The organism is Kribbella sp. DT2 (assembly GCF_049844575.1).
Taxonomy (GTDB): domain Bacteria; phylum Actinomycetota; class Actinomycetes; order Propionibacteriales; family Kribbellaceae; genus Kribbella.
The window spans coordinates 158,628-177,829 of record NZ_JBNCLH010000002.1; the positions used below are offsets into that span (position 1 = coordinate 158,628).

Annotated in this window: 22 protein-coding genes; 10 read left to right on the forward strand and 12 right to left on the reverse strand. The window is 69.1% G+C overall.

Features of this window, described 5'->3' with window-relative positions:
- Positions 1-10: 10 nt before the first annotated feature.
- Positions 11-1,504, forward strand: coding sequence for an FAD-dependent oxidoreductase (locus ACLQ2O_RS09550; RefSeq protein ID WP_425829416.1), 1,494 nt, complete (start codon positions 11-13; stop codon positions 1,502-1,504).
- Between the two features lie 123 nt (positions 1,505-1,627).
- On the opposite strand, the gene ACLQ2O_RS09555 is transcribed toward ACLQ2O_RS09550, so the two are convergent.
- Positions 1,628-1,837, reverse strand: coding sequence for a hypothetical protein (locus tag ACLQ2O_RS09555; protein ID WP_425829418.1), 210 nt, complete (start codon positions 1,835-1,837; stop codon positions 1,628-1,630).
- Positions 1,838-2,305: 468 nt separating this feature from the next.
- On the opposite strand from ACLQ2O_RS09555, the gene ACLQ2O_RS09560 reads away from it, so the two are divergent.
- Both ACLQ2O_RS09560 and ACLQ2O_RS09565 read left to right on the forward strand, forming a co-directional pair.
- On the forward strand, positions 2,306-2,941 hold the full coding sequence (locus ACLQ2O_RS09560; RefSeq protein ID WP_425829420.1) for an alpha/beta fold hydrolase: 636 nt from the start codon (positions 2,306-2,308) through the stop codon (positions 2,939-2,941).
- Between the two features lie 181 nt (positions 2,942-3,122).
- The gene (locus tag ACLQ2O_RS09565; protein WP_425829422.1) at positions 3,123-4,157 is read left to right on the forward strand and encodes an SGNH/GDSL hydrolase family protein; all 1,035 of its coding nucleotides are present in this window, start codon (positions 3,123-3,125) and stop codon (positions 4,155-4,157) included.
- 98 nt (positions 4,158-4,255) lie between these two features.
- Here the strand turns inward: ACLQ2O_RS09565 and ACLQ2O_RS09570 are convergent, their stop codons facing one another.
- The gene (locus tag ACLQ2O_RS09570) at positions 4,256-4,714 is read right to left on the reverse strand and encodes an SRPBCC family protein (RefSeq protein WP_425829424.1); all 459 of its coding nucleotides are present in this window, start codon (positions 4,712-4,714) and stop codon (positions 4,256-4,258) included.
- A gap of 34 nt (positions 4,715-4,748) precedes the next feature.
- Entirely contained in the window at positions 4,749-5,264 is a 516-nt protein-coding gene (locus tag ACLQ2O_RS09575) for a pyridoxamine 5'-phosphate oxidase family protein (protein WP_425829426.1), read from the reverse strand.
- A gap of 309 nt (positions 5,265-5,573) precedes the next feature.
- Between ACLQ2O_RS09575 and ACLQ2O_RS09580 the strand changes: the two genes are divergently transcribed.
- A complete protein-coding gene (locus ACLQ2O_RS09580) occupies positions 5,574-6,380 on the forward strand; it encodes an inositol monophosphatase family protein (protein ID WP_425829428.1) in 807 nt (268 codons plus the stop codon).
- Positions 6,381-6,412: 32 nt separating this feature from the next.
- Here ACLQ2O_RS09580 and ACLQ2O_RS09585 read toward each other — a convergent pair whose 3' ends face one another.
- Together ACLQ2O_RS09585 and ACLQ2O_RS09590 are read right to left on the reverse strand one after the other, a co-directional pair.
- On the reverse strand, positions 6,413-6,697 hold the full coding sequence (locus tag ACLQ2O_RS09585; RefSeq protein WP_425829430.1) for an NADPH-dependent FMN reductase: 285 nt from the start codon (positions 6,695-6,697) through the stop codon (positions 6,413-6,415).
- Positions 6,698-6,855: 158 nt separating this feature from the next.
- Positions 6,856-7,113, reverse strand: coding sequence for a hypothetical protein (locus ACLQ2O_RS09590; protein WP_425829432.1), 258 nt, complete (start codon positions 7,111-7,113; stop codon positions 6,856-6,858).
- Between the two features lie 152 nt (positions 7,114-7,265).
- Between ACLQ2O_RS09590 and ACLQ2O_RS09595 the strand changes: the two genes are divergently transcribed.
- Positions 7,266-7,946, forward strand: coding sequence for a TetR/AcrR family transcriptional regulator (locus ACLQ2O_RS09595; protein ID WP_425829434.1), 681 nt, complete (start codon positions 7,266-7,268; stop codon positions 7,944-7,946).
- On the opposite strand, the gene ACLQ2O_RS09600 is transcribed toward ACLQ2O_RS09595, so the two are convergent.
- A complete protein-coding gene (locus ACLQ2O_RS09600; RefSeq protein WP_425829436.1) occupies positions 7,947-8,420 on the reverse strand; it encodes a MarR family winged helix-turn-helix transcriptional regulator in 474 nt (157 codons plus the stop codon).
- 79 nt (positions 8,421-8,499) lie between these two features.
- Between ACLQ2O_RS09600 and ACLQ2O_RS09605 the strand changes: the two genes are divergently transcribed.
- Positions 8,500-9,777, forward strand: coding sequence for an amidohydrolase family protein (locus ACLQ2O_RS09605; RefSeq protein ID WP_425829438.1), 1,278 nt, complete (start codon positions 8,500-8,502; stop codon positions 9,775-9,777).
- A 198-nt stretch (positions 9,778-9,975) separates the two neighbouring features.
- On the opposite strand, the gene ACLQ2O_RS09610 is transcribed toward ACLQ2O_RS09605, so the two are convergent.
- Entirely contained in the window at positions 9,976-11,244 is a 1,269-nt protein-coding gene (locus ACLQ2O_RS09610; RefSeq protein WP_425829440.1) for an amidohydrolase family protein, read from the reverse strand.
- A gap of 141 nt (positions 11,245-11,385) precedes the next feature.
- Between ACLQ2O_RS09610 and ACLQ2O_RS09615 the strand changes: the two genes are divergently transcribed.
- The 4 genes from ACLQ2O_RS09615 to ACLQ2O_RS09630 all read left to right on the forward strand — a co-directional run bounded on the left by ACLQ2O_RS09615 (position 11,386) and on the right by ACLQ2O_RS09630 (position 14,088).
- Complete coding sequence (locus ACLQ2O_RS09615; RefSeq protein WP_425829442.1) at positions 11,386-11,844, forward strand: MarR family winged helix-turn-helix transcriptional regulator; 459 nt, start codon at positions 11,386-11,388, stop codon at positions 11,842-11,844.
- A gap of 191 nt (positions 11,845-12,035) precedes the next feature.
- Positions 12,036-12,905 carry a DUF4394 domain-containing protein gene (locus tag ACLQ2O_RS09620; RefSeq protein WP_425829444.1) on the forward strand — a complete coding sequence of 290 codons (870 nt, stop codon included), beginning with the start codon at positions 12,036-12,038 and terminating at the stop codon, positions 12,903-12,905.
- Positions 12,902-13,435 carry a sigma-70 family RNA polymerase sigma factor gene (locus ACLQ2O_RS09625; RefSeq protein WP_425829446.1) on the forward strand — a complete coding sequence of 178 codons (534 nt, stop codon included), beginning with the start codon at positions 12,902-12,904 and terminating at the stop codon, positions 13,433-13,435. Before ACLQ2O_RS09620 ends, ACLQ2O_RS09625 begins: the two co-directional genes overlap by 4 nt.
- Positions 13,432-14,088 (forward strand): zf-HC2 domain-containing protein, encoded by a 657-nt coding sequence (locus tag ACLQ2O_RS09630; RefSeq protein WP_425829448.1) that lies wholly within the window; start codon positions 13,432-13,434, stop codon positions 14,086-14,088. Before ACLQ2O_RS09625 ends, ACLQ2O_RS09630 begins: the two co-directional genes overlap by 4 nt.
- Before the next feature lie 40 nt (positions 14,089-14,128).
- On the opposite strand, the gene ACLQ2O_RS09635 is transcribed toward ACLQ2O_RS09630, so the two are convergent.
- The 5 genes from ACLQ2O_RS09635 to ACLQ2O_RS09655 are packed head-to-tail and all read right to left on the reverse strand — an operon-like array spanning position 14,129 to position 19,008.
- Entirely contained in the window at positions 14,129-14,734 is a 606-nt protein-coding gene (locus ACLQ2O_RS09635; RefSeq protein ID WP_425829450.1) for an ABC transporter ATP-binding protein, read from the reverse strand.
- A complete protein-coding gene (locus ACLQ2O_RS09640) occupies positions 14,728-15,528 on the reverse strand; it encodes an ATP-binding cassette domain-containing protein (RefSeq protein WP_425829452.1) in 801 nt (266 codons plus the stop codon). Before ACLQ2O_RS09640 ends, ACLQ2O_RS09635 begins: the two co-directional genes overlap by 7 nt.
- Positions 15,525-16,376: an ABC transporter permease gene (locus tag ACLQ2O_RS09645; protein WP_425829454.1), complete on the reverse strand. Its 852-nt coding sequence runs from the start codon at positions 16,374-16,376 to the stop codon at positions 15,525-15,527. The genes ACLQ2O_RS09640 and ACLQ2O_RS09645 overlap by 4 nt, the downstream gene beginning before the upstream one ends.
- The gene (locus ACLQ2O_RS09650) at positions 16,373-17,416 is read right to left on the reverse strand and encodes an ABC transporter permease (RefSeq protein WP_425829456.1); all 1,044 of its coding nucleotides are present in this window, start codon (positions 17,414-17,416) and stop codon (positions 16,373-16,375) included. The genes ACLQ2O_RS09645 and ACLQ2O_RS09650 overlap by 4 nt, the downstream gene beginning before the upstream one ends.
- Positions 17,398-19,008 carry an ABC transporter substrate-binding protein gene (locus ACLQ2O_RS09655; RefSeq protein WP_425829458.1) on the reverse strand — a complete coding sequence of 537 codons (1,611 nt, stop codon included), beginning with the start codon at positions 19,006-19,008 and terminating at the stop codon, positions 17,398-17,400. Before ACLQ2O_RS09655 ends, ACLQ2O_RS09650 begins: the two co-directional genes overlap by 19 nt.
- Positions 19,009-19,202: the final 194 nt, after the last annotated feature.

Sequence of the window (19,202 nt, forward strand, 5' to 3'; positions counted from 1 at the left end):
GACTGCGCACATGCCTCGCTTCGGACCAGCGGCCGGTGCTCTCACGGCCGATGTGGTGGTGATCGGCGCCGGCCTGGTCGGGTTGTCGACCGCGTTGATGCTGGCCGACGACGGCGCGGACGTGATCGTGCTCGAAGCGCACGGGGTCGGGGCCCGGACCAGTGGACACACGACGGGCAAGGTGACGTCGCAGCACGGTGCGATCTACACCGAGCTGGTCAGCAAGCACGGACGGGACAAGGCTGCTCTGTACGGCGCCGCCAATGAAGCGGCCATGCTGCAGATCGCCGGCCTGGTGGAAGCGCTGGCGATCGACTGCGAGCTGACCACGGCGCCGTCGTACGTGTACAGCACCGATCCCGGTCGGCTCGAGTCGCTGAAGAAGGAGGTCACGACCGCTGCCGACCTCGGTCTGCCGGCCACGCTGGCCGGCCCGAACGAGATCGGTGTTCCGGGTGCGGCAGCTGGGGTGCGGTTCGCCGAGCAGTTGCATCTCCATCCGGCGAAGTACCTGGCGGGTCTGGCCGCGGCGTTCGTGGAGCGCGGTGGCCGGATCTTCGATCGGTCACGGGCGGTGGACGTCGCGTCCGGCGCCGACACGGTGGCGGTGAGCACCGCGGACGGAGCGACCGTCATCGCGGGCCACGCGGTGATGGCGACCCTTTCGCCGGTCGGCGTCACCGGTGGATTCTTCGCGCGGGTCCGACCGCGTCGATCGTCGGGAATCGCCGTACGGCTGCCCGTCCAGGCGCCGGCCGGGATGGCGATCACTGTCGACGACCCGGTCCGCTCGACCCGGCCTTGGCCCGGCGGGGGACCGAACGGCCTGATCGTGGTCGGCTCCGGCCCTGCCACCACAAGCCCGAGCGATGCCGGCAGCAACGCGCAAGCCGACACCGGCGCGAACGAAGAGGCCCTGCTGAACTGGGTCCGCTCCACGTGGGACACCGGCGACATCGCCGCGGAGTACTTCTGGTCTGCCCACGACTACAGCACTCCCGACCTTCTCCCGTACGTGGGAAGGGTTCCCGGCAGCGACCGCATCCTCGTCGCCACCGGGATGAACAAATGGGGCCTCACCCAGGGGACGGTCGCCGCGGAGATCCTCTCCGACCACATCGCCGGCCATGCCAACCCCTACGCCGACCTGTACAGCTCAACCAGAATCGGCGGACCGGCCGCGGTCGCGGAGTTGATCAAGGGCAACCTGAGCGTCGGAAAGGACTTCGCCACCGGCCACGCCAAACGCCTCGCCGGCGGCGCTGACCATCTCGAGCCCGGCGACGGTGGCCTCCTCGACCACGAAGGCGCCACGGTCGGCGCCTACCGCGACTCGACCGGTGAGCTGCATCTGGTGAAACCCGTCTGCACCCACCTGGGCTGTGCGTTGATCTGGAACCGCGCCGAAACCACCTGGGACTGCTCCTGCCACGGCTCCCGCTTCACTCCTGACGGCGACGTACTCGACGGACCTGCCACCACGCCGCTGCATCGACCCAACTAATGGCTCGTCCATCGCTTGCCCCTCCTCGGAGCGGACCAGTACGTCGAGAGGCGCCGGCTCGACTCCTCGCACTCGCCGTCCTGCTCCCGGCCGCCGAAACGGCAGCACGCCTCCGGGAGGCGCTCACGGATTCGGCGTCATGAGCGAGTCGACCGACCAGATCTCCTCCAGCAGCTCGGGGTAGCGCTCGCCGTACGTGTTGATTGCTGCCCACACCGAGTCCAGGGAGGCCTTCAGCGGATCGGGGTCTGCGGCCGCGAAGATCGCGGGAAGGGCCATGTTCGGCTGGAGGACCTCGCCGGGGACGTTCGGGGCGGCGGGCGTGACCAGCACTGGTTCGGACCGAACGCCGGGGGGCGCTGTCGCCGGGCGGTACGGCGGTCGCTCGGGAGGGACTGCCTCGACGACGGTCCGGGACCCGCGGGTCGGAGCGCAGAGTTGCGTAGGTCAAGTCCCAGTCGTCGAACGGTGGCGGCAGCGGACGGCTCTCCGTCAACGCGGTGAGCGCCTCGTCGACCCACGGCACGCCGGTCAGACCGGACACCTCGCAGGCTCGCCGCGCGGCAAGCTGGGCCACCGCCCGCTGCACGTCGGGATCCGCGGCACCGAGGGTGTGCGCCAGAGCGCTGTCGAAGGTCCGGTTCTCGCGTCCTGCGGCGGGTGAGTTCGTAGCCGGGAGTGCGATGGATGGGTGGCTGGCCGGATCTGCACAGATAGCGAACTTTCGTGGTCCGGCCGCGTCCGGGCGCGGTGGCGGGGGTACCGGCGCGCCACTGGGGTCGTTCGCGAAATGCACGAGGAGTGCTGACGTCTGAAGTGAAGGTCAACTCACGACTGCTCGGTCTGAAGGACGTGAAGGTTCACGTCGACGACCACGGTGGCTCCGGCCGGCCGGTGGTGCTGATCCACGGGTGGCCGCTGTCGGGGGAGTCCTGGAGCGAGCAGATCGCCGCGCTGAGTGGCGCCGGCCTTCGGGTGATCACCTACGACCGTCGTGGTTTCGGGCGGAGTGACAAACCCAAGGCCGGCTACGGCTACGACACGCTCGCCGACGACCTGGCCGGCCTGCTGGAGGAGCTCGACCTGCGGGACGTCTCGCTGGTGGGGTTCTCGATGGGAGGCGGCGAGGTCGCCCGGTACGTCGCCAAGTACGGCGAGGAACGGCTGCACAGCGTGGTGTTCGCCGCGGCGGTGACGCCGATGATGATGAACACGCCGGGCAACCCCGATGGACCGCTGGACAAGTCGAAGGCGGCGCAGATGACGACGCAGCTGACCGCGGACCAGGACAAGTTCTACGACCAGTTCGTCACCGACTTCTTCTCAGCTGATGCCGACGGCAACGTCCTGGTCGCGGAGGAGCAGCGGCAGGACGCCGTACGGATGTGTCATCAGGCCGACAAGGCGGCGGCGCTGGAAGCGATGCAGGGTTTCTGAAGTGCCCTGTTGTGCGTCAGGTAAACGAGCTGTCCTGAATTGCCGGAGAACAGCTACAGATCGGCGACATTGTTGATCAGGCTGTAGCGGAACTCTTCTGATCGCTTGGCGAAAAGCGCTCTACAGTTGCAGGCGACATCGTCGGTGGGCCGCCTCCCGCCACCAGCGAACGGAGGCCCTGATGAATGTCCTGCGCTTGATCGCCCCACTCACGGTGGTGGCCCTGATCTCTTCCGGTACGGCGAGTGCGTCCGCGCGCGAGGCGGCACCGACGTTCAAGGAGTACGTCGCGCTCGGCGACTCCTACACCGCAGCACCGCTCGTCCCACCGCTCGACCTCGCCAATCTCGGGTGTCTGCGGTCGGGTGGCGGGAACTACCCGGCGCTGGCCGCACCCAAGCTGAAGGTCCCGAAGGTGACCGACGTCAGCTGCGGTGGCGCCGACACAACTCACGTGAAGACCGCGCAGGCGACGTCGACCGGGTTCGTGCCGCCGCAGATGAACGCGCTGACCAAGAAGACGGACCTGGTCACCATCGGGCTCGGCGCGAACGACTTCGGGCTGTTCGCCGATCTGCTCGCCGTGTGCCCGGGCCTGCAGAAGTCGGACCCGGACGGGGCGCCGTGCAAGAAACAGTTCACCGCCGGCGGCAAGGACCAACTGAAGGAGAACGTCGCCAAGACCAAGACGCGGTTGACCGAGCTGCTCAAGACTGTCAAGGCCAAGATCGCGCCCAAGGCAACGATCGTGCTGGTCGGTTACCCGCGGATCGCGCCGGCGAAGGGCAACTGTCCTGATCTCCCGCTGGCCAAGGGCGACTACGCCTACCTCAACTCCACCGAGACCGAGCTGAACACGGCGATCCAGGCCGCTGCCAAGGCCGGCGGCGCGAAGTACCTCGACCTCTTCAAGCCTTCCGAAGGCCATGACGTCTGCGCCAAGGACAAGGCCTGGATCCAGGGCGCCGAGGTCGACCTCATGAAGGCGGCCAGCTACCACCCGCGCGCCGAGGAGCAGACCGCTGTCGCCGACCTGCTGGTCAAGCTGGTCTCCGGCAGCAAGCAGACCGTCACCGCAGCCGATCAGGAGTCCTGGACGCCGACGCTGGCAACGCTTCACCAGCGCTCGGTCGCCACGCTCGCCGACCCGGCCTCGCGCCGGAGCATCACCGACCGCCTGGCGAAGGGCAACCTGTTCCCGCGCCAGTCGCAGTAACCCGTACGCCGTACTGCCGGCTGCGAGAACCGCAGGCGGCGACTAGCGGTCGTGCCAGCGGAGGTCGCAGCCGGCGGCGGCTGCCTGGGTGGTCAGGCTCAGCTGTCGTGGCTGACGTCTCCGCGCCAGCTGCCGGTCTCGCTGCCGCGGGCTTCGATGAAGGTCTTGAAGCGCTGCATGTCGCCCTTGATCCGGTGGGAGATGACGCCGGTCTTGTCGGCGACGGTCTCGGCGATGCCTTCGGGATCGACGTCGATCTGAGCGGTGACGCGGGTCTGCTGGTCGCTGAGCCGGTGAAAGGTGATCACGCCCGCGTGGCTGGTGCCGTCGACGGACTTCCAGGCGACTCGCTCGTCGGGGTGCTGCTCGGTGATGGTGGCGTCGAACTCCCGCGTCACCCCGCCGATGCTCGTCTTCCAGTGGGTGCTGGTGTCGTCGAGCTGACGGATCTCGTCGACACCGTCCATGAACTGCGGGAAGGACTCGAACTGCGTCCACTGGTTGTAGGCGGTGGACACGTCGACATCGACGTCGACCGACTCGGTGGTGTTGCTCATCAGGGCCTCTCTTCCAAGAGTGTGGATGGGTGGGTCACGGGTTCGTGGTCTTGCCGCGAAGGTCGACCGTCTCGTTGTCGGCCGGGAACTTGTCCGGGTCCTTGGAGATCAGGGCGCGGGCGGCGCCGAAGACCTGGGCGACCTTGCTGCTCGGGGCGTCCCAGTACTCGGCGGTCTCGGCGCGGACCTTGAGCAGGACCAGCTCGGGGGTGTCGAGGCCGTCAGGGAACCAGGTCTTCAGGGGCGCCGACCACAGCTCTTCGGCTTTCTGGCGGTCCTCGACGACTTCGGCGGTGCCGGCGATCGAGGTCCACTCGCTGGCCTTGTCGTTGGAGAAGCTCACGTTCACCTGACGGTTGGCCATGATCTCGGCCACCTTCGCCGAGTCCGACGAGGCGAAGAACCACAGGTCACCGTCGAACTCGACGTCCTGCACGGCCATCGGCCGCGCGACGTGCCGCCCGTCGAGCGTCATCGTGGTCAGCATGCAGATTCTGGCCCGCTCGACCAGCTCGGCGATCCGGGTCACGGGGTCGGTCTGTTCGGTCATCTCAGGTGCACACCTTTGCGCTCAGCGGACTCTTGCTCCGTCCGCCCGGTACCCCCGAAGCAGTGCCGGCGACGGTGCAGAACTTATGCAAAAGTCACTCGGACCTGTAGTCGTGGCCGATGTGTCGCTGTGACCCTCAGTCTGCGCCGGGGACACCCGGCAGGTCGAACACGAACCACGTACTCGTCACCCGACCGGTAGGCGTCCATCGGCATCGGGTTCGGCTTCGACCAGGTCCCCGGGCGAGCTACCTCCTCCCGTACGGTGGCTGTGCTTCGATTCCGATTGCGATTCCGGGGAGTGGATGCAGTGACGTCAGATCTGTCGGACAGCGTGCTGGCGCTGGTGCAGGAGGCCGGTGAACGGTTCGTCCGGCCGAGGTTTCGTGCGCTTGCCGACGCGGAGATGGCGGAGAAGTCGCCGGGGGACTGGGTGACGATCGCCGATCGGGAGGCAGAGACGTTCCTGGAGTCCGCGTTGCGCGCCGTACGGCCTGACCTGCCGGTGGTCGGTGAAGAGGCCGTGGCGGCCGACCCGTCGGTGCTGGACGTGCTGTACCCCGGTGGGTCCTGCTGGTTGGTGGACCCGGTCGACGGCACGGGCAACTTCGTGCGCGGTGATCCGGCGTACGGGATGGCGGTCGCTCTGGTCGAGCGCGGTGAGGCGGTGGCGAGCTGGATCTGGCAGCCGGAGTTCGGCGTCGCCTGGCAGGCCGAGGCCGGGGCGGGGACGTTCCGCAACGGCGAGCGGGTCCGCGTCGGTACGACGGCGGCAGCGATCTCGGACCTGCGCGGTGTCTTCCACACCCGCTTCTTCCCGGCCGAGCAGCACGCCTCGATGGAGTCGCGACCGGTTCCGTACCAGCGGACGCCCGGGAGCCTGAACTCGGCGTGCGACTACCCGGCCCTGATCGAGGGATCCATCGACTTCATCTGCTGGGGACGGATCCTTCCCTGGGACCATGCCCCGGGATCGCTGCTCCTGGCCGAAGCCGGCGGGGTGAGCCGCCGGCTGGACGGCACGAACTACCGGGCCGATGCCACCGGCCTCGGGACGCTCGCCGCGACAACGCACCAGGCCTGGGAGCTCGCCCGGAGCACCTGGCCTTTCGACTAGTCCACCCGCGGACGAGCCGCGATCCCCATCATTCAGGAAGCGACCGCGGGGACGGTGCCGCGGACGTGGGTCAGGGCGGTGGTCAAGGACAGCAGGCGGTCGAGAAGGACCGTCAGGGCTTGGTCCTGATGTTCGCCGGGGGAGAAGAAGGCGCCGAAGTCGCTGAAGTCGGTGCGGAGGTTCAAGGCGACCGGGGCGGGGACGTGCGCGAGCTGCAGAGCGCTGAAGACCGGTCGCAGTGCATCGACGGCACGGACTCCGCCGTCGATGCCGTAGGAGACCACACCGACGGCCTTGTTGTTCCACTCGGCGTACACACGGTCCAGAGCGTTCTTGAGAACGCCGGGAGAGGAGTAGTTGTACTCGGCGCCTGCTCCAGCACTCAGTCGGCGACTGCGGCGCCGGCCCGTCCGGTGCGGGTGCTTCCGAGAATGATGGCGATCTTTGTCATTTCAGCTCCTGAAGGCGGTGGGGGTCAGGGCGTGACCGGCGCGGGCGCGGCGGGCTTGCCGCGAAGCGGTGTCTCTTCGATGAACGCGGCGGCGGCGAGCGCGACCAGGGCGATGCACACACCGGTCAGGAAGATGAGGTGGGTGGCGTGGGCGACTTCCTGGACGTAGAGGTCGCGGGCTGCTGACGGCAGGTGACCGGTGGCGTCACCAGCGCTCGATCCTTCGCCGGCGGTCTGCTGGACGCGGCCGGCCAAGCTGCCGCTGAGCCTGGAGGCGTTCACCGAAGCGGCTCTTGTCCGGCACCCCGGCCGCCCCGCACGCCTGGGCTTTCGACGTGCTGCTGGCGGGGATCGTCGGCGCTGGAGAACCGGACGTTTCACCGAGCTGATCCGAACACGTTCGCGCCGAACATGTTCGCCCGTATGCTCGTGGCGTGCCTACCCCGCAGAGCCGCCGCGAGCGTCCCGCCAAGCCGGCCCTCACCCGTGAGGGCATCGTCGACACCGCTGTCGCGCTGATGGAGCACGAGGGCCTGCAGCGCGTCACCATGCGCCGTCTTGCTCAGGCGCTGGACACCGGACCGGCCTCGCTGTACGTGTACGTCGCCAACACCGCTGAGCTGCACGCGGCGATCCTGGATCGACTCCTGGGCCGCGTCGATCTGCAGGTGGCCCGTGCTGGGGCTGACTGGCGCGAGCGGTTGGACGCCGTACTGGCCAGCTACGAGGAGGTCCTCTTCGCCCACCCGGCGCTCGCCCAGTCGGCACTCACCGCACGCCCGGCGGGCGAGAACTACTTGGCCCTGCTCGAAGCTCTGCTGGCCTTGCTCGCCGAGGGCGCCGTACCCGATCTTCAGGCCGCATGGGGCGTCGACATCCTGCTGCTGACCGCCACTGCCTCTGCGGCGGAGCACTCCGCCCGCGGCGAGGACAGCAATGCGGAACGGGAGTGGGACCAACTCCGCCAGGCCCTGTCCGGAGCTGCCGGCGAGGTGCACCCGCACGTGAGCGCCCAAGCCGCCAATCTCGTCTCCGGTACGCCGGCCGAACGCCGCCGCTGGAGCTTCGAGACGCTCCTCAACGGAATCCTCGTCACCAGCCCGCACGTCGGGTAGTCAAGAGTGCTGGTGGCCGACCTCCGTGGTGCTGGTGGCGAGGTCTTCGTCCAGGTTGGTGACCAGCCGACCGAGGAGGTCGAGCAGGAGCTGGATCTCGCGGTCGCTGAAGCCTCTCAGTGCCTGATCGTTGGTGAGGAACAGCGCCGAGCGTACGTGCGGGACTTCTGCCAGCCCTGACTCGGTCAAGGAGATCAGGCTGACCCGGCCGTCGTCCGGGGAGGGTGATCGTCGAATCAGGCCGTCTCGCTCCATGCGGGCCAGGAGCTGGGCCATCGAGGGCTGCTCGATGCGGGCCACCGCCACGAGCTGCTTCTGCGAGAGCGCGTCGCCCTCGCCGAGCGCGGCCAGTACGGGCACCTGCGCGAAGGTCAGGCCCAGCGGGCGGAGCCGGCGGTCGTTGAGTCGGGTGAACACCCGGGCGGCGATGTTGATCAGCGCGGCGGGCGTCGAGTGGAAGCGGAGATCCCTCACGCCCAACAGCGTATAGGCTCCTATAGAATATTGAATAGGTACCTATGTTGTTTCCCTGAACTCGAGGTGGAGGTACGGCATGCGCATCCACAACGTGACCGTCATCGACGGCACGGACGCTGATCCACTGGCCGGCGCGGAGGTCGCTGTGACCGGCGGGCGGTTCAGCGCCGTCCGCCCGGCGGGATCGATCGATCGAGCCGTCGACGACGGTCCGGTGATCGACGGTCGTGGCGGCTACCTGGTCCCCGGCCTGTGGGAGAGCCACACTCATCTCACCGGGCAGGCCACCCTGAGGCCCGAGGGCGAGCGTCTTGGAGTCGTCTCCCGGCAACTGGCGGACTTCCTGGCGGTCGGGGTCACCAGCGTCGTCGACCTCGGGGGCCCGCTCGACCTCGAGCTCGGCGTCCGTGAGTTCCGCGCGAAGGCGACCGACCCGGCGGCCGAGCTGTTCTTCGCGGGGCCGGTCTTCACCGGGATCCAGGGGTGGCCGGTCATGGACAGTGCGGAACGAGCCTCCCTCGCCTACCAGACCGACAACGCCGACGAGGCCTACCGCCAGGCTCTGGCGCTGGCGGATCAGGTGGACTTCCTCAAGTGCATCTACGACGGTGAGCCGGACGCACCGGACAAGCTGCCCTTCGACGCGCTGAAAGCCGTCATCGCGGCCGCCCACGAGAAAGGCAAGAAGGTCCTCGTCCACGTTCACCACCGCACCGAACTGGTCGAGGCGGTGGAGGCCGGCGCGGACGGCATCGAGCACGCGTTCCTGCCCGATGAGCCGAGCAGTACCGCGGAGGCTGTGGACGTAGCGGCGCTGCTCGCCGATACCGGCACCTACTTCTGCCCGACGCTCGTCACCTGGGAACAGCTCGCACGCAACGGTGAGGACGCCTATCTGCAGGAGCTGGTCGACGACGGTTTCGCCACTGCGGCCGGAGCCGTGCAGGTCGCCGCCCGCCCGTTCTACGGCCGTGCGTTCCCCCGGCACTCCGCGGAGGAGTCCCGCATCCGGTTCGACTACGCCATGGAGACGCTGGCACTGACGCACGAAGCCGGGGTGAAGATCGTCGCGGGCAGCGACATCGCTCTGCTGCTTCCCTCGCCTCCGCCGGCCTTGCTGCGGGAGCTGTGGCTTCTCGCCAAGGCGGGTCTGCCGTTGCCCGCGGTCCTGGCCGCGGCCACGCGCCACGCGGCCGGAAAGATCGGTGAGGGCGCGGGGGCCGGAACCATCACCGTCGGCGCGGTCGCCGACGCGCTGCTGCTCGACGCGGACCCGCTGTCCGACATCACCCATCTCGTCGACCGTTCGCACCATGTCGGGACCTTGCGGCGCGGACAACCGAGCTGGAGCTGACCCGGGGCGGCTTTGCGGCTCGTCCAGCAGATCGAGCAGTGCCTGCGCGCCGAAGCTCGGGCACCGAGTGACGGAGATGGCCGCCACAAGATGGTGCGCCGACGAGGAGTTGTTGCTCCAGGCATCAATAAGCAGAGGGCCGGCGCGAACCGGCCCCCTGGTCGTACCTGCTGGCCCCGCTGGGAGCTCGCTGTGGTGTCAGGTGGTGGCGAGCCGGGCGCCGCGGCGCCAGATCGCGCGGGTGTTGAGGGTGTCGGAGATGGTGGTGGTCGGGTCGCCGTCCACCAGGAGCAGGTCGGCGCGCAGGCCCTCGGCGATGCGGCCACGGTCGTCCAGGCCGAAACGCTTCGCGGGCGTGACGGTCGCGGTCCGCAGTGCCTGCGGCGGGGTGAGGCCGGCCTCGACCAGGTACTGGAGCTCGTGGTGGACGCTGGCGCCGTGGGCCAGGCCGCCCAGGAACGGGAAAGGCACCGAAACGTCGGTACCGCAGAGGATGTCGACCTCGGCGTCGTGGAGCGCCTTGACCGAGGCCAGCACGTCCTTCAGGTTGCCCTGCGGATAGTGGTTGAAGCTGCTGCGCAACGTGACCGTCCAGTCCTCGTCCAGGCGGGACGCGACGCGCGGGTCGTCGGCCAGGGCGGCGCCGGTGATGCCCATCATGGAGGCGTTCAGGACCACGCACGGTACGACGAACACGCCGGCGTCCTTGATCAGCGCGATGATCTCGTCGGTGTGCGGCTGGTCCATGAACAGGTGGACCAGGCCGTCGATGCCCGCCTCGATCGCCATTCGGGTGGCGTCCACGGTGAGGGTGTGGGCGACGGTCATCTTCCCGAGCCGCTTGGCCTCTGCGACGCCGGCGTTCAAGGTGGCCTGGTCGAGCATGGGAAGGCCGGGGTGTCCCTCGACGCTGCCGTCGTCGACCATGAACTTGATGTAGTCGGAGCCGCGCTCGATCAGTTGCGGGATGAACGCGACGGCCTCCTCGGGAGTGGTCGAGAACGGCATCAACGGCGCTTCGCCGGCCGGACCGCCACCGCCCGGACCGCCACCGCCCGGCCGCCCGCCACCGCCCGGGCCGCCGCCTTGCGGGCGAGCGCCCTCGGGGAACAGTTCGCTGGGGTGTCCGCCGGGCGGAGTGATGCCGAAACCGGAGGAACGCACGTCGGCGACCCGGTCGTTCTCCCCGATCGCAGCCTGCTTGGCGCCGATGTTGGTGCCCTGCATCTCCAGCTGGGTCGTGACTCCGAACGTCAGGGCCAGCGCCAGTGCCTCTTCGCTGGTGTGGACGTGGGAGTCGAAGAGGCCGGGCAGCAGCGTTCCGCCCTGGGCGTCGACCACCTCCGCACCCTCGGGTACGTCGCCGCCGACGGTGACGATCCGTGCGCCGTCGATGACGACGACGTCCTGCGGCAGCACGCGCTCGCCGTCGAAAACACGCGCGTTGATGATGGCCGTGCTGGTCATGGCTGGCTCTCCTCGGGTTCGCGAACGGCTCCCTCGGGGGCGAGCGCAGCCGGTGTCTCGTTCATATGATACGAACCATACATGTGCACGACAGCATGCATATGTATGGCGCGGCCTCGGCCGGTCGCCTACGCTGACTCCGTGAGGTCAAAAAATGGTTCGAACAAGGACGCGGACACCCTGCTGGACGGCATCGGCCCTGCCTTCTCGCGGTTGCGCAGGCACGCACCGACCGGGCGCAAGGACTTCTCCCGCAACCTGATCCTCAACGTCGTGGCCGACGGAACCGCCGAGATGACGGTGGGGGCCGTCGCCGAGGAGCTCAAGGTCGACCCGTCGGTCGCCAGCCGCATGGTGTCGGACTGCATCGAGCAGGGATTGCTGCTGCGGGCCGCCTCGCAGACCGACGGCCGGCGGACGGTCCTGGAGATCACGCCCGAGGGTCAAGCCCTGCGCGACGAGTTCGCACGTCAGCAGCGCGAAGCGTTCGAGCGCATCACCGCCGACTGGGAACAGACCGAACGACTCCAGTTCGCCCGGCTGCTGCTCAAGTACACCGAAGCCAGCACCGCCTACCGCAAGCGTGAAGCCACTTCGTAGCCACTGCTGCGGAGGCCTGATCGAGAGCTCAGGTCACGCGGAGCAAGCACCGAGGGTTCAGGGACGCCCGACCCCTCAGTCGTTCGAGTCCCCATCCGGGACCGTCGTGAGACCGAACTCCTTCTCGATGAACGCGGGCGGGCGGTTCGCCGTACCCACCGGTGAACTGTCGTCGAGCAAGGAGCTGTCTGATGAGAAAGTTGCCCGCCGTACTTGTTTCGCTTGGGCTCGCCGCGACCACGGGGCTGGTCGCCGTACAGCCTGCTGCCGCCACGACGAAGTCGTCGCGCGCGTCGGTGTACCTGCTGGAGAGCAACGGCACGCTGAGCCTGCGGGACGCGAAGTTGCCGCTGCTGACCGAGCACCGCGTGAAGGTCCGCGGGCTGAAGTCCGGTGACCGCCTGGTGGGGATCGACACCCGGCCGGCCACGAAGGAGTTGTACGCCGTCGGCAAGTCCGGGCAGCTGTACAAGCTGAACGGCAGGACCGGGCACGCGACCGCGGTCGGCACGCCCGCCGCCGGAGCGGTCGGTACGGCGGTCGGCTTCGACTTCAACCCGACGGTCGACCGGATCCGGCTGGTCACCGAGGCCGGCCGCAACATCCGGCTTCACCCCGACACCGGAGCGGTCGCCGGTGTGGACACCCCGCTGGCCTTCGCTACGAGCAGCGCGAAGCCGCGCGTCGCGGCGTCGGCGTACACCGACAGCTTCGCCGGAGCGACCAGCACCGGGCTCTACGCCCTGGACGCCGGCAAGGACACGCTGGTCACCCAAGGCTCACTGCCCGGCCGTACGCCGGTCGTCTCGCCCAACACCGGTCAGCTGTTCACCGTCGGTCGCCTCGGCGTGGACGTGAGCTCGGTCAACGGCTTCGACATCGACGGCCGCTCCGCAGGCTCGTACGACGCGCGCAACTACACCGCGATCGCGGCCGTCCGGTCCACCGGGCTGCTCTCCGGCACCAAACTGGTCAAGGTCGACCTGCGCACCGGCCGCACGACGCCGCTGCTCGCGCTCGGGCTCGGTGAAGTGGTCGGGCTGACCTTCGCCGCGCGATGACCAGGACCGTGCACGACCTCAGCCGCGAGGACGGCATCCGGGCTGCCTACGCGGAGCACGGCGCCGAGCTCTACCGCTACGCGTTGCGGCAGCTCGACGACGAGGGCGCTGCACGGGACGTCGTCCAGGAAACGTTCCTGAGGGCCTGGCGGGCGGCGGACCGGTACGATCCGTCGCTGGCCAGCCTGCGGGTCTGGCTGTTCGCGATCACCCGCAACGTCGTGATCGACGAGGCGCGTCGCCGGTCGTTGCGGCCCGCGAGTCCGCAGCCGCTCGACGTACTGACTGCTCTCGGGCCGTCGACCGCGGGGGAGGATGATGCGACCGTCACGGGCTGGCTGATCGAGGAGGCGCTGCAACGCATCAGACCGGAGGCGCGCAGCGCGCTGGTGGAGACGTACCTGCGCGGGCGCCCGTACGCCGAGGTCGCGGCCGAGCAGGGAGTTCCGGTCGGAACGCTGCGCAGCCGGGTCTTCTACGGACTCAAGGCCCTGCGGTTGGCGATGGACGAGATGGGAGTCGAACTGTGAACCCCGAAGAGCACAGAGCGGTCAGGGAGTCACTCGGTGCCTTCGCTCTCGGCCAGCTGACGCCTGCCGAGGCGACCGCGCTCCAGGCCCACCTCGACGGGTGTGCCGCCTGCCGGGCCGAGCTGGCGTCGATCCAGCCGCTGGCCGGGCCGCTGCGACTGGTCGATCCGGATCGCTTGCAGTCCGTCCCCGTGCCCCCGCCTTCGTTGGAGGGCTCGATCCTCGATGCCATCAGCAACGAGCCGCGGTCCCGTCGTGCCTACGGGCGGCTGTTGATTGCCGCGGGCATCTTGATCGCCGTCGGCGCCGGGGGAGTCGGCCTGGGCTACCAGCTCGCACCCAAGCCGCCGGAGATCCCGCTCGAGCCGGTGGCCGTCGCCGTCGCCGTACCGGGGGTGCGTTCCACCGCCGACGTCGTACCGCACACCTGGGGGATGGAGATCAAACTCGCAGCCACGGGCTTCGCCGCCGGACACACCTACCGCGTCGTGGTCGTGACCGCCGACGGTCGTACGTCGCCGGCCGGCGAGTTCATCGGCACCGGTGCTCGCGAACTCCACTGCAACCTCAACTCCGCCGTACTCCGCCCGGATGCCACGGCCTTCCGCGTCGTGGACGACCAGGGAAGGAACGTCGCCTCGGCCACCTTGTGACGCCTCGGCGCCGGCCTCTCTTGCTCTTGCCATAGGCATCTCACCGCACAGCGTGGAGGTCGATCGTGCGGTCGGTGACGGCGGCCAGCAGGTCGTTGTCGTGCGAGATGGCGAGGACACCGATGCCCTCGGTCCGGGCCCGGTCCAGGAGCAGGTGCCAGACGCGAGCCTGGGTGACGGCGTCGAGGCTGGCGCTGATCTCGTCGGCGACGACGTAGCGGGGGTGGGACAGGAGTGCGCGGGCGAGGTTGACGCGTTGGAGCTCCCCGCCGCTGATCTCGTGCGGGAAGCGGTCGAGCCAGCCGGGGCGGACGAGTTCGGGGTCGATGCCGTCGAGCTCGGCGCGGGGGGCGCCGGACTCGGCGAGGATGTCGCGGACCCGCCAGTGCGGGTTCATCGCCCGTTCGGGATGCTGCAGGACGAGTTGGACGGGGTGCGCGTCCGTCCGCCGCTGGCCCTCGATCGAAATGTCGCCGCGGTCGGCTGTGAGCAGGCCGGCGAGCAGGCGTCCGAGGGTGCTCTTGCCCGATCCGCTGGGCCCGCAGAGGCCGACGATCTCGCCGGGGGCGATGGACAGTGACGTCCCGCGAACGACCCACGGCGTGTGGCGGTCGTACCGGTACCAAAGGTCCTTGGCGGTCAGCACGGCTGCTCCTCGGGCACAGTGAAGCCGTTCGTGGGCAGGGCCTGCCACAGCGCCTTGGTGTAGGGATGCCGCAGCCGGCCCTCGGTGAAGGCGGACGGCGTCGTGGTCTCGACGGTTCGGCCGTCCTGACAGATGACGACGGTGTCGGCGACCCCGAGCGCGCCGCGGAGCTCATGAGTGATCAGTACGACGGCGCGACCGCCGTCGGCCAGGGTCCGGAACTCCCGCAATACCCCGGTGACGTCGGCCTGCGGCAGCCCTGGTGTCGGTTCGTCGGCGAGGATCAGGTGCGGGTCGCCCATGGTGGCCATCGTGACGAGGACGCGGCGGATCATCCCGCCGGACAGTTCGTGCGGGTAGCGCTTCAGCACTTCGTCGCCGAGGCCACGCTCGGCCAGGGCGGTGGTCGCGACGCTCCTCGGGTTGGCGTGACCGGCGAGCTGCGCCGAACGGCGTACCTGGCGGCCGATCGTGGCGACCGGGTCGAGGTAGTCGACCGATTGGGGGAGCAGCACGATGTCACGGCCGGCGAGGCGCCGGCGCGTGGTCGCGTCGACCGGCCGGCCGTCGTACGTGATCCGGCCGGTCTGCGTGGCGTTCGGTGGAAGCATTCCCAGTACGGCGTGGGCGAGCAGTGTCTTGCCCGCGCCGGATGCGCCGACGAGCGCGACGACCTGACCGCGGTCTGCCGTCAGGGCCATGCCGGCCAGCGCGACGATCTCGCGCCGTCGCAGGCCCCGCTCGTACTGGGTGAACGAGACGGTCAGTTGCTCGATGCTCAGGAGTGGGCTCACAGGTGGTGGCTCCTCGGGTCGAGCAGGGCGCGGGTGTTCTCGCCGATGGCGTCGACGAGTTTGACGACGACGAGCAGGCACAGGCCGGGCAGTACGGCGAGCCACCAGACGCCGGCGGACAGGAACCGCATCGACTCGGCCAGCAGGACACCGATGGACGGCTCGGCCGGGTCCACGCCGAGCCCGAGGAACGACAGCGCGGCTTCGTGCAGGATCGCGTGCGGGAACAGCAGGACCGTGCCGACCAGGAAGTGCCCGACCAGTTGTGGCGCGACGTGGCGGCGGGCGATCCACCAGCGACTCCGGCCGAGCTGACGGGAGACCGCGATGTAGTCCGAGGACATCACTTGCCGTGCGTGCCCCCGGAGCACCCGGGTGAGCGTGGGCCAGTGCGTCACGGCGACAGCGATGATCACCGCACGGGTTCCCCCACCGAGCGCGAAGGCGAGCAGGATGAGCAGCACCAGGTGGGGGAGGGCGAGGAAGAGGTCGACGAGCCACGTGACGGCCCGGTCGACGAGGCGTCCGCCGACAGCCGCGGCACAGGCCATCAGCAGGGCGAGCACACCTGACACGAGGGCGGCACTGACGCCGACGACCAGGCTCAGGCGAAGTCCGGAGAGGACTCGCGCGAGCAGGTCCCGGCCGAGCCGGTCGGTGCCGAACAGGTGGTTCCAGGACGGGCCGAGGTTGCGGTCGGTCAGGTGCGTCGTACCGGCGGCGTCGACCGAGAGGGTGCCGAAGACAACGACTCCGACGACGACGACCAGGGACACCACGAGGTACGCGATCGTACGGCGGCGCCGGTCGCCCCGCCTGAGGTTGCTCTCGGCAACGAGATCGGTCATCGGGCCGCCTCCAGCCGGCGGGTCCTCGGGTCGAGCCAGCGGTGCAGGAGGTCGCCGAGCTGGTTGCCGGTGTAGACGAACAGCGTGGTGAACAAGGCGATCCCGAGCAGGAGCGGCACGTCCTGGCCGAGCGCGGCAGCGGTCGTCGCGGCACCGAGACCGGGGTAGGAGAACACCTGCTCGGCGAGCAGCGAGCCGCCGAACAGTTCACCGAGCGCGCTGAACTGCAGGAGCAGGGCCGGCCCGGCGGCGTTGCGTAGTACGCGATGAATCACCAGCCCCGTGGTGGTCTCGCCCTGGGCCCGGGCGAAGGCGACGTAGTCGCTGGCCATCGCGACGGCGACCGCCTGCCGGGTGTGCAGCACGATCGGCGCGATGCCGACCAGGCTCAGCGTGACCGCGGGCAGCAGAAGGTGGTGCAGGCGATCGAGCAGGCTGACCTCGCTCGCCACCTGGCCGACCGGTACGGCGCAGCAGACCGGTGTCCACTGCAACGCGACCGAGAACGCGTACAGGAGCAGCAGCCCGACCCAGAACGTCGGCGCGGACGCCAGCGTGTAGGCCCACCAGGTGATCACGCGATCGGCGAGCCGGCCGCGCTTCAGACCGGCGATCAGTCCGAGGCCGAAGCCGATCACTCCGGACAGGCTCCACGCCACGGCCATCAGTGCGAGGCTGGTGAGGAACTTGCCGGCGATGACGTCGGCGACGGGCTGGTTGAAGGTGTGCGACTGGCCGAGGTCTCCGCGGACGATGTGGGACAACCAGGTGGCGAAGCGCTCGACCGGCGAATCGTTCAGGCCCCAGCGCTCGGCGATCTGCGCCCGCTGCTCCGGGCCGATCGCGGCGATGTCGGCCCCGACGTACGCGTCGACCGGATCCACCGGCGAGCCCAGCATCAACGCGAACGACGCGACCGCGACGGCGAGGAGCAGCAGGCCGAGCCGGACCAGGCGGCCGGCGACCGTCGCTGCCAGGCCACGCCCGCGGACCGCGCTGCCGACGGGTTCCTCGGTCGTGCTCAGCAACTCCAGCGCCATCCGGTGATGCCGGCCGTCACCGGCCAGCCGTGCCCGTGCGGCTCCATCCGCGGTGGACCGATGTCGAGGCAGTCGCTGACGAAGTACGTGTGCTGGAGGTTCACCAGCCAGGCCCAGGCAGCGTCACCCGACGGTCCGAAGCCGGTGCCGCTCGCGTCGCGCTGCGCCGCCTTCCAGTACTTCGTGGCCTGGTTCTGGTCGGTCGCGCTGAGCGCCGCGTCGAGGTTCTTCTGCACCGTCGGGTTCGCGTAGTAGCCGGCGTTCCAGTACCCGGTCCCGGCCTGCGTGGACGAGTACAGGTTGTACATCTCGGTCGGGTCGTGGCTGCCCCAGCCGAACAGGATGGCGTCGGCGTGCTTGCGCTTGTCGATCACGTCCCAGCTGACGCCCTTGGCAACGATCTGTACGCCGATCGGCTTGATCATGTCCACCACGCTGAGCGCGAGCCCCTGCCGCAGGGTGTCGTCGGCCGGGTAGAGCAGGTCGAACGACGCCTTGACGCCGTTGCGCTCGCGGATCCCGTCGCCGTTGCCGTCGGTCCAGCCGGCCGCCTCGAGCAGTGCCTTCGCCTTGGCCGGGTCGCTGCTCTGGATCGCCGACGACGGCTCGTACCAGGGCATGCCGTCCACCGGCCCGGTCGCGGGGGAGCCGAAGCCTTCCAGTACGCCGTCCACGAGCGCGTCCCGGTTCACGGCGTGGTTGACCGCCTGCCGGATCGCCCGGTCCGCGGTCACGGTGTTGCCGATCGGCAACCCGTCCTTCGACTTCCGACCGGTGTCCGCGACGTACGGGAACAGGATGCCGCGGTTGTCGACCGACCGTACCGGGACGAGCTTCATCCCGTTGACGGTGGTCTTGGCCAGGCCGGACGGTACGGCGGCCATCGAGACCTGACCGGCCTTGGCGGCCGCCAGGGTCGCGTCCTCGCCGGTGAAGGTGAACACCACCCGCTCGAACGCGGGTCTGGTGCCGTAGTAGTTGTCGTTGCGCTGCACGATCAGCTGCTGGCCTTCGTCCCACTGGACCAGCGTGAACGGCCCGGAACCGATCGGCTTGCGCGCGTAGTCTTTGCCGTGGGCGTGCTTCGGCACGATGCCGAGCGACACCAGCCGGTTGATGAAGGTGCTCTGCGGACGGGTCAGGTGCAGCTCGACGGTGTCCTTGTCGACGGCAACCGCCTTGGCCAGCGCGGTGACGTCGGTCAGACCGCCGCTCTTGCTCGCGGTGGTGAACGTGTAGGCGACGTCGTCCGCCGTGACCGGTCGCCCGTCGCTGAACTTCGCATCGGTGCGCAGGTCGACCGTCCACACCTTGCCGTCGGCACTGACCGAGTGCTTGGTCGCCAGGTCGTTGACCACGTTCAGGTCGGGGTCCCGGGCCAGCAATGTCGACTGGAACAGCGGCGAGCCGTACCGGCCCCACCCCAGCGTCGGGTCGTAGCCGTCCTCGGACTCCCCACCGATCGCCAGACGCAGCTCCTTTGGCGCCCCTCCATCGGTGGTGCTCGCCGAGTCGACACCCGCCGTACACGCGGCCAGTACCGACGCTGTGCAAAGTGCCGCCACCGCGGTCACCGCTCGCCTCAACCCCACGGGATCCTCCAGGTCTATCTGCGACTCGATCGCAGTTAGGACGAGAATCTAGGGGCCGATCGCCTGGTTGGCAAAGTCAGGTGCCACACAGTGGACCCGTCCGATCGGCGTAGGTGTCGAAAGTAGTAGGGGTCTTCCCGGATGGTTCTGCCGATGAGTTGCCCTGACACTGGTGTCATGTGGTGGTTGAACTT

Excerpts from the sequence above, each read along its gene's own strand:
- ACLQ2O_RS09550 (WP_425829416.1), top strand. The coding sequence starts at position 11 with ATGCCTCGCTTCGGACCAGCGGCCGGTGCTCTCACGGCCGATGTGGTG.
- ACLQ2O_RS09565 (WP_425829422.1), top strand. The coding sequence starts at position 3,123 with ATGAATGTCCTGCGCTTGATCGCCCCACTCACGGTGGTGGCCCTGATC.
- ACLQ2O_RS09570 (WP_425829424.1), bottom strand. The coding sequence starts at position 4,714 with ATGAGCAACACCACCGAGTCGGTCGACGTCGATGTCGACGTGTCCACC.
- ACLQ2O_RS09575 (WP_425829426.1), bottom strand. The coding sequence starts at position 5,264 with ATGACCGAACAGACCGACCCCGTGACCCGGATCGCCGAGCTGGTCGAG.
- ACLQ2O_RS09605 (WP_425829438.1), top strand. The coding sequence starts at position 8,500 with ATGCGCATCCACAACGTGACCGTCATCGACGGCACGGACGCTGATCCA.
- ACLQ2O_RS09610 (WP_425829440.1), bottom strand. The coding sequence starts at position 11,244 with ATGACCAGCACGGCCATCATCAACGCGCGTGTTTTCGACGGCGAGCGC.
- ACLQ2O_RS09620 (WP_425829444.1), top strand. The coding sequence starts at position 12,036 with ATGAGAAAGTTGCCCGCCGTACTTGTTTCGCTTGGGCTCGCCGCGACC.
- ACLQ2O_RS09625 (WP_425829446.1), top strand. The coding sequence starts at position 12,902 with ATGACCAGGACCGTGCACGACCTCAGCCGCGAGGACGGCATCCGGGCT.
- ACLQ2O_RS09645 (WP_425829454.1), bottom strand. The coding sequence starts at position 16,376 with ATGACCGATCTCGTTGCCGAGAGCAACCTCAGGCGGGGCGACCGGCGC.
- ACLQ2O_RS09650 (WP_425829456.1), bottom strand. The coding sequence starts at position 17,416 with ATGGCGCTGGAGTTGCTGAGCACGACCGAGGAACCCGTCGGCAGCGCG.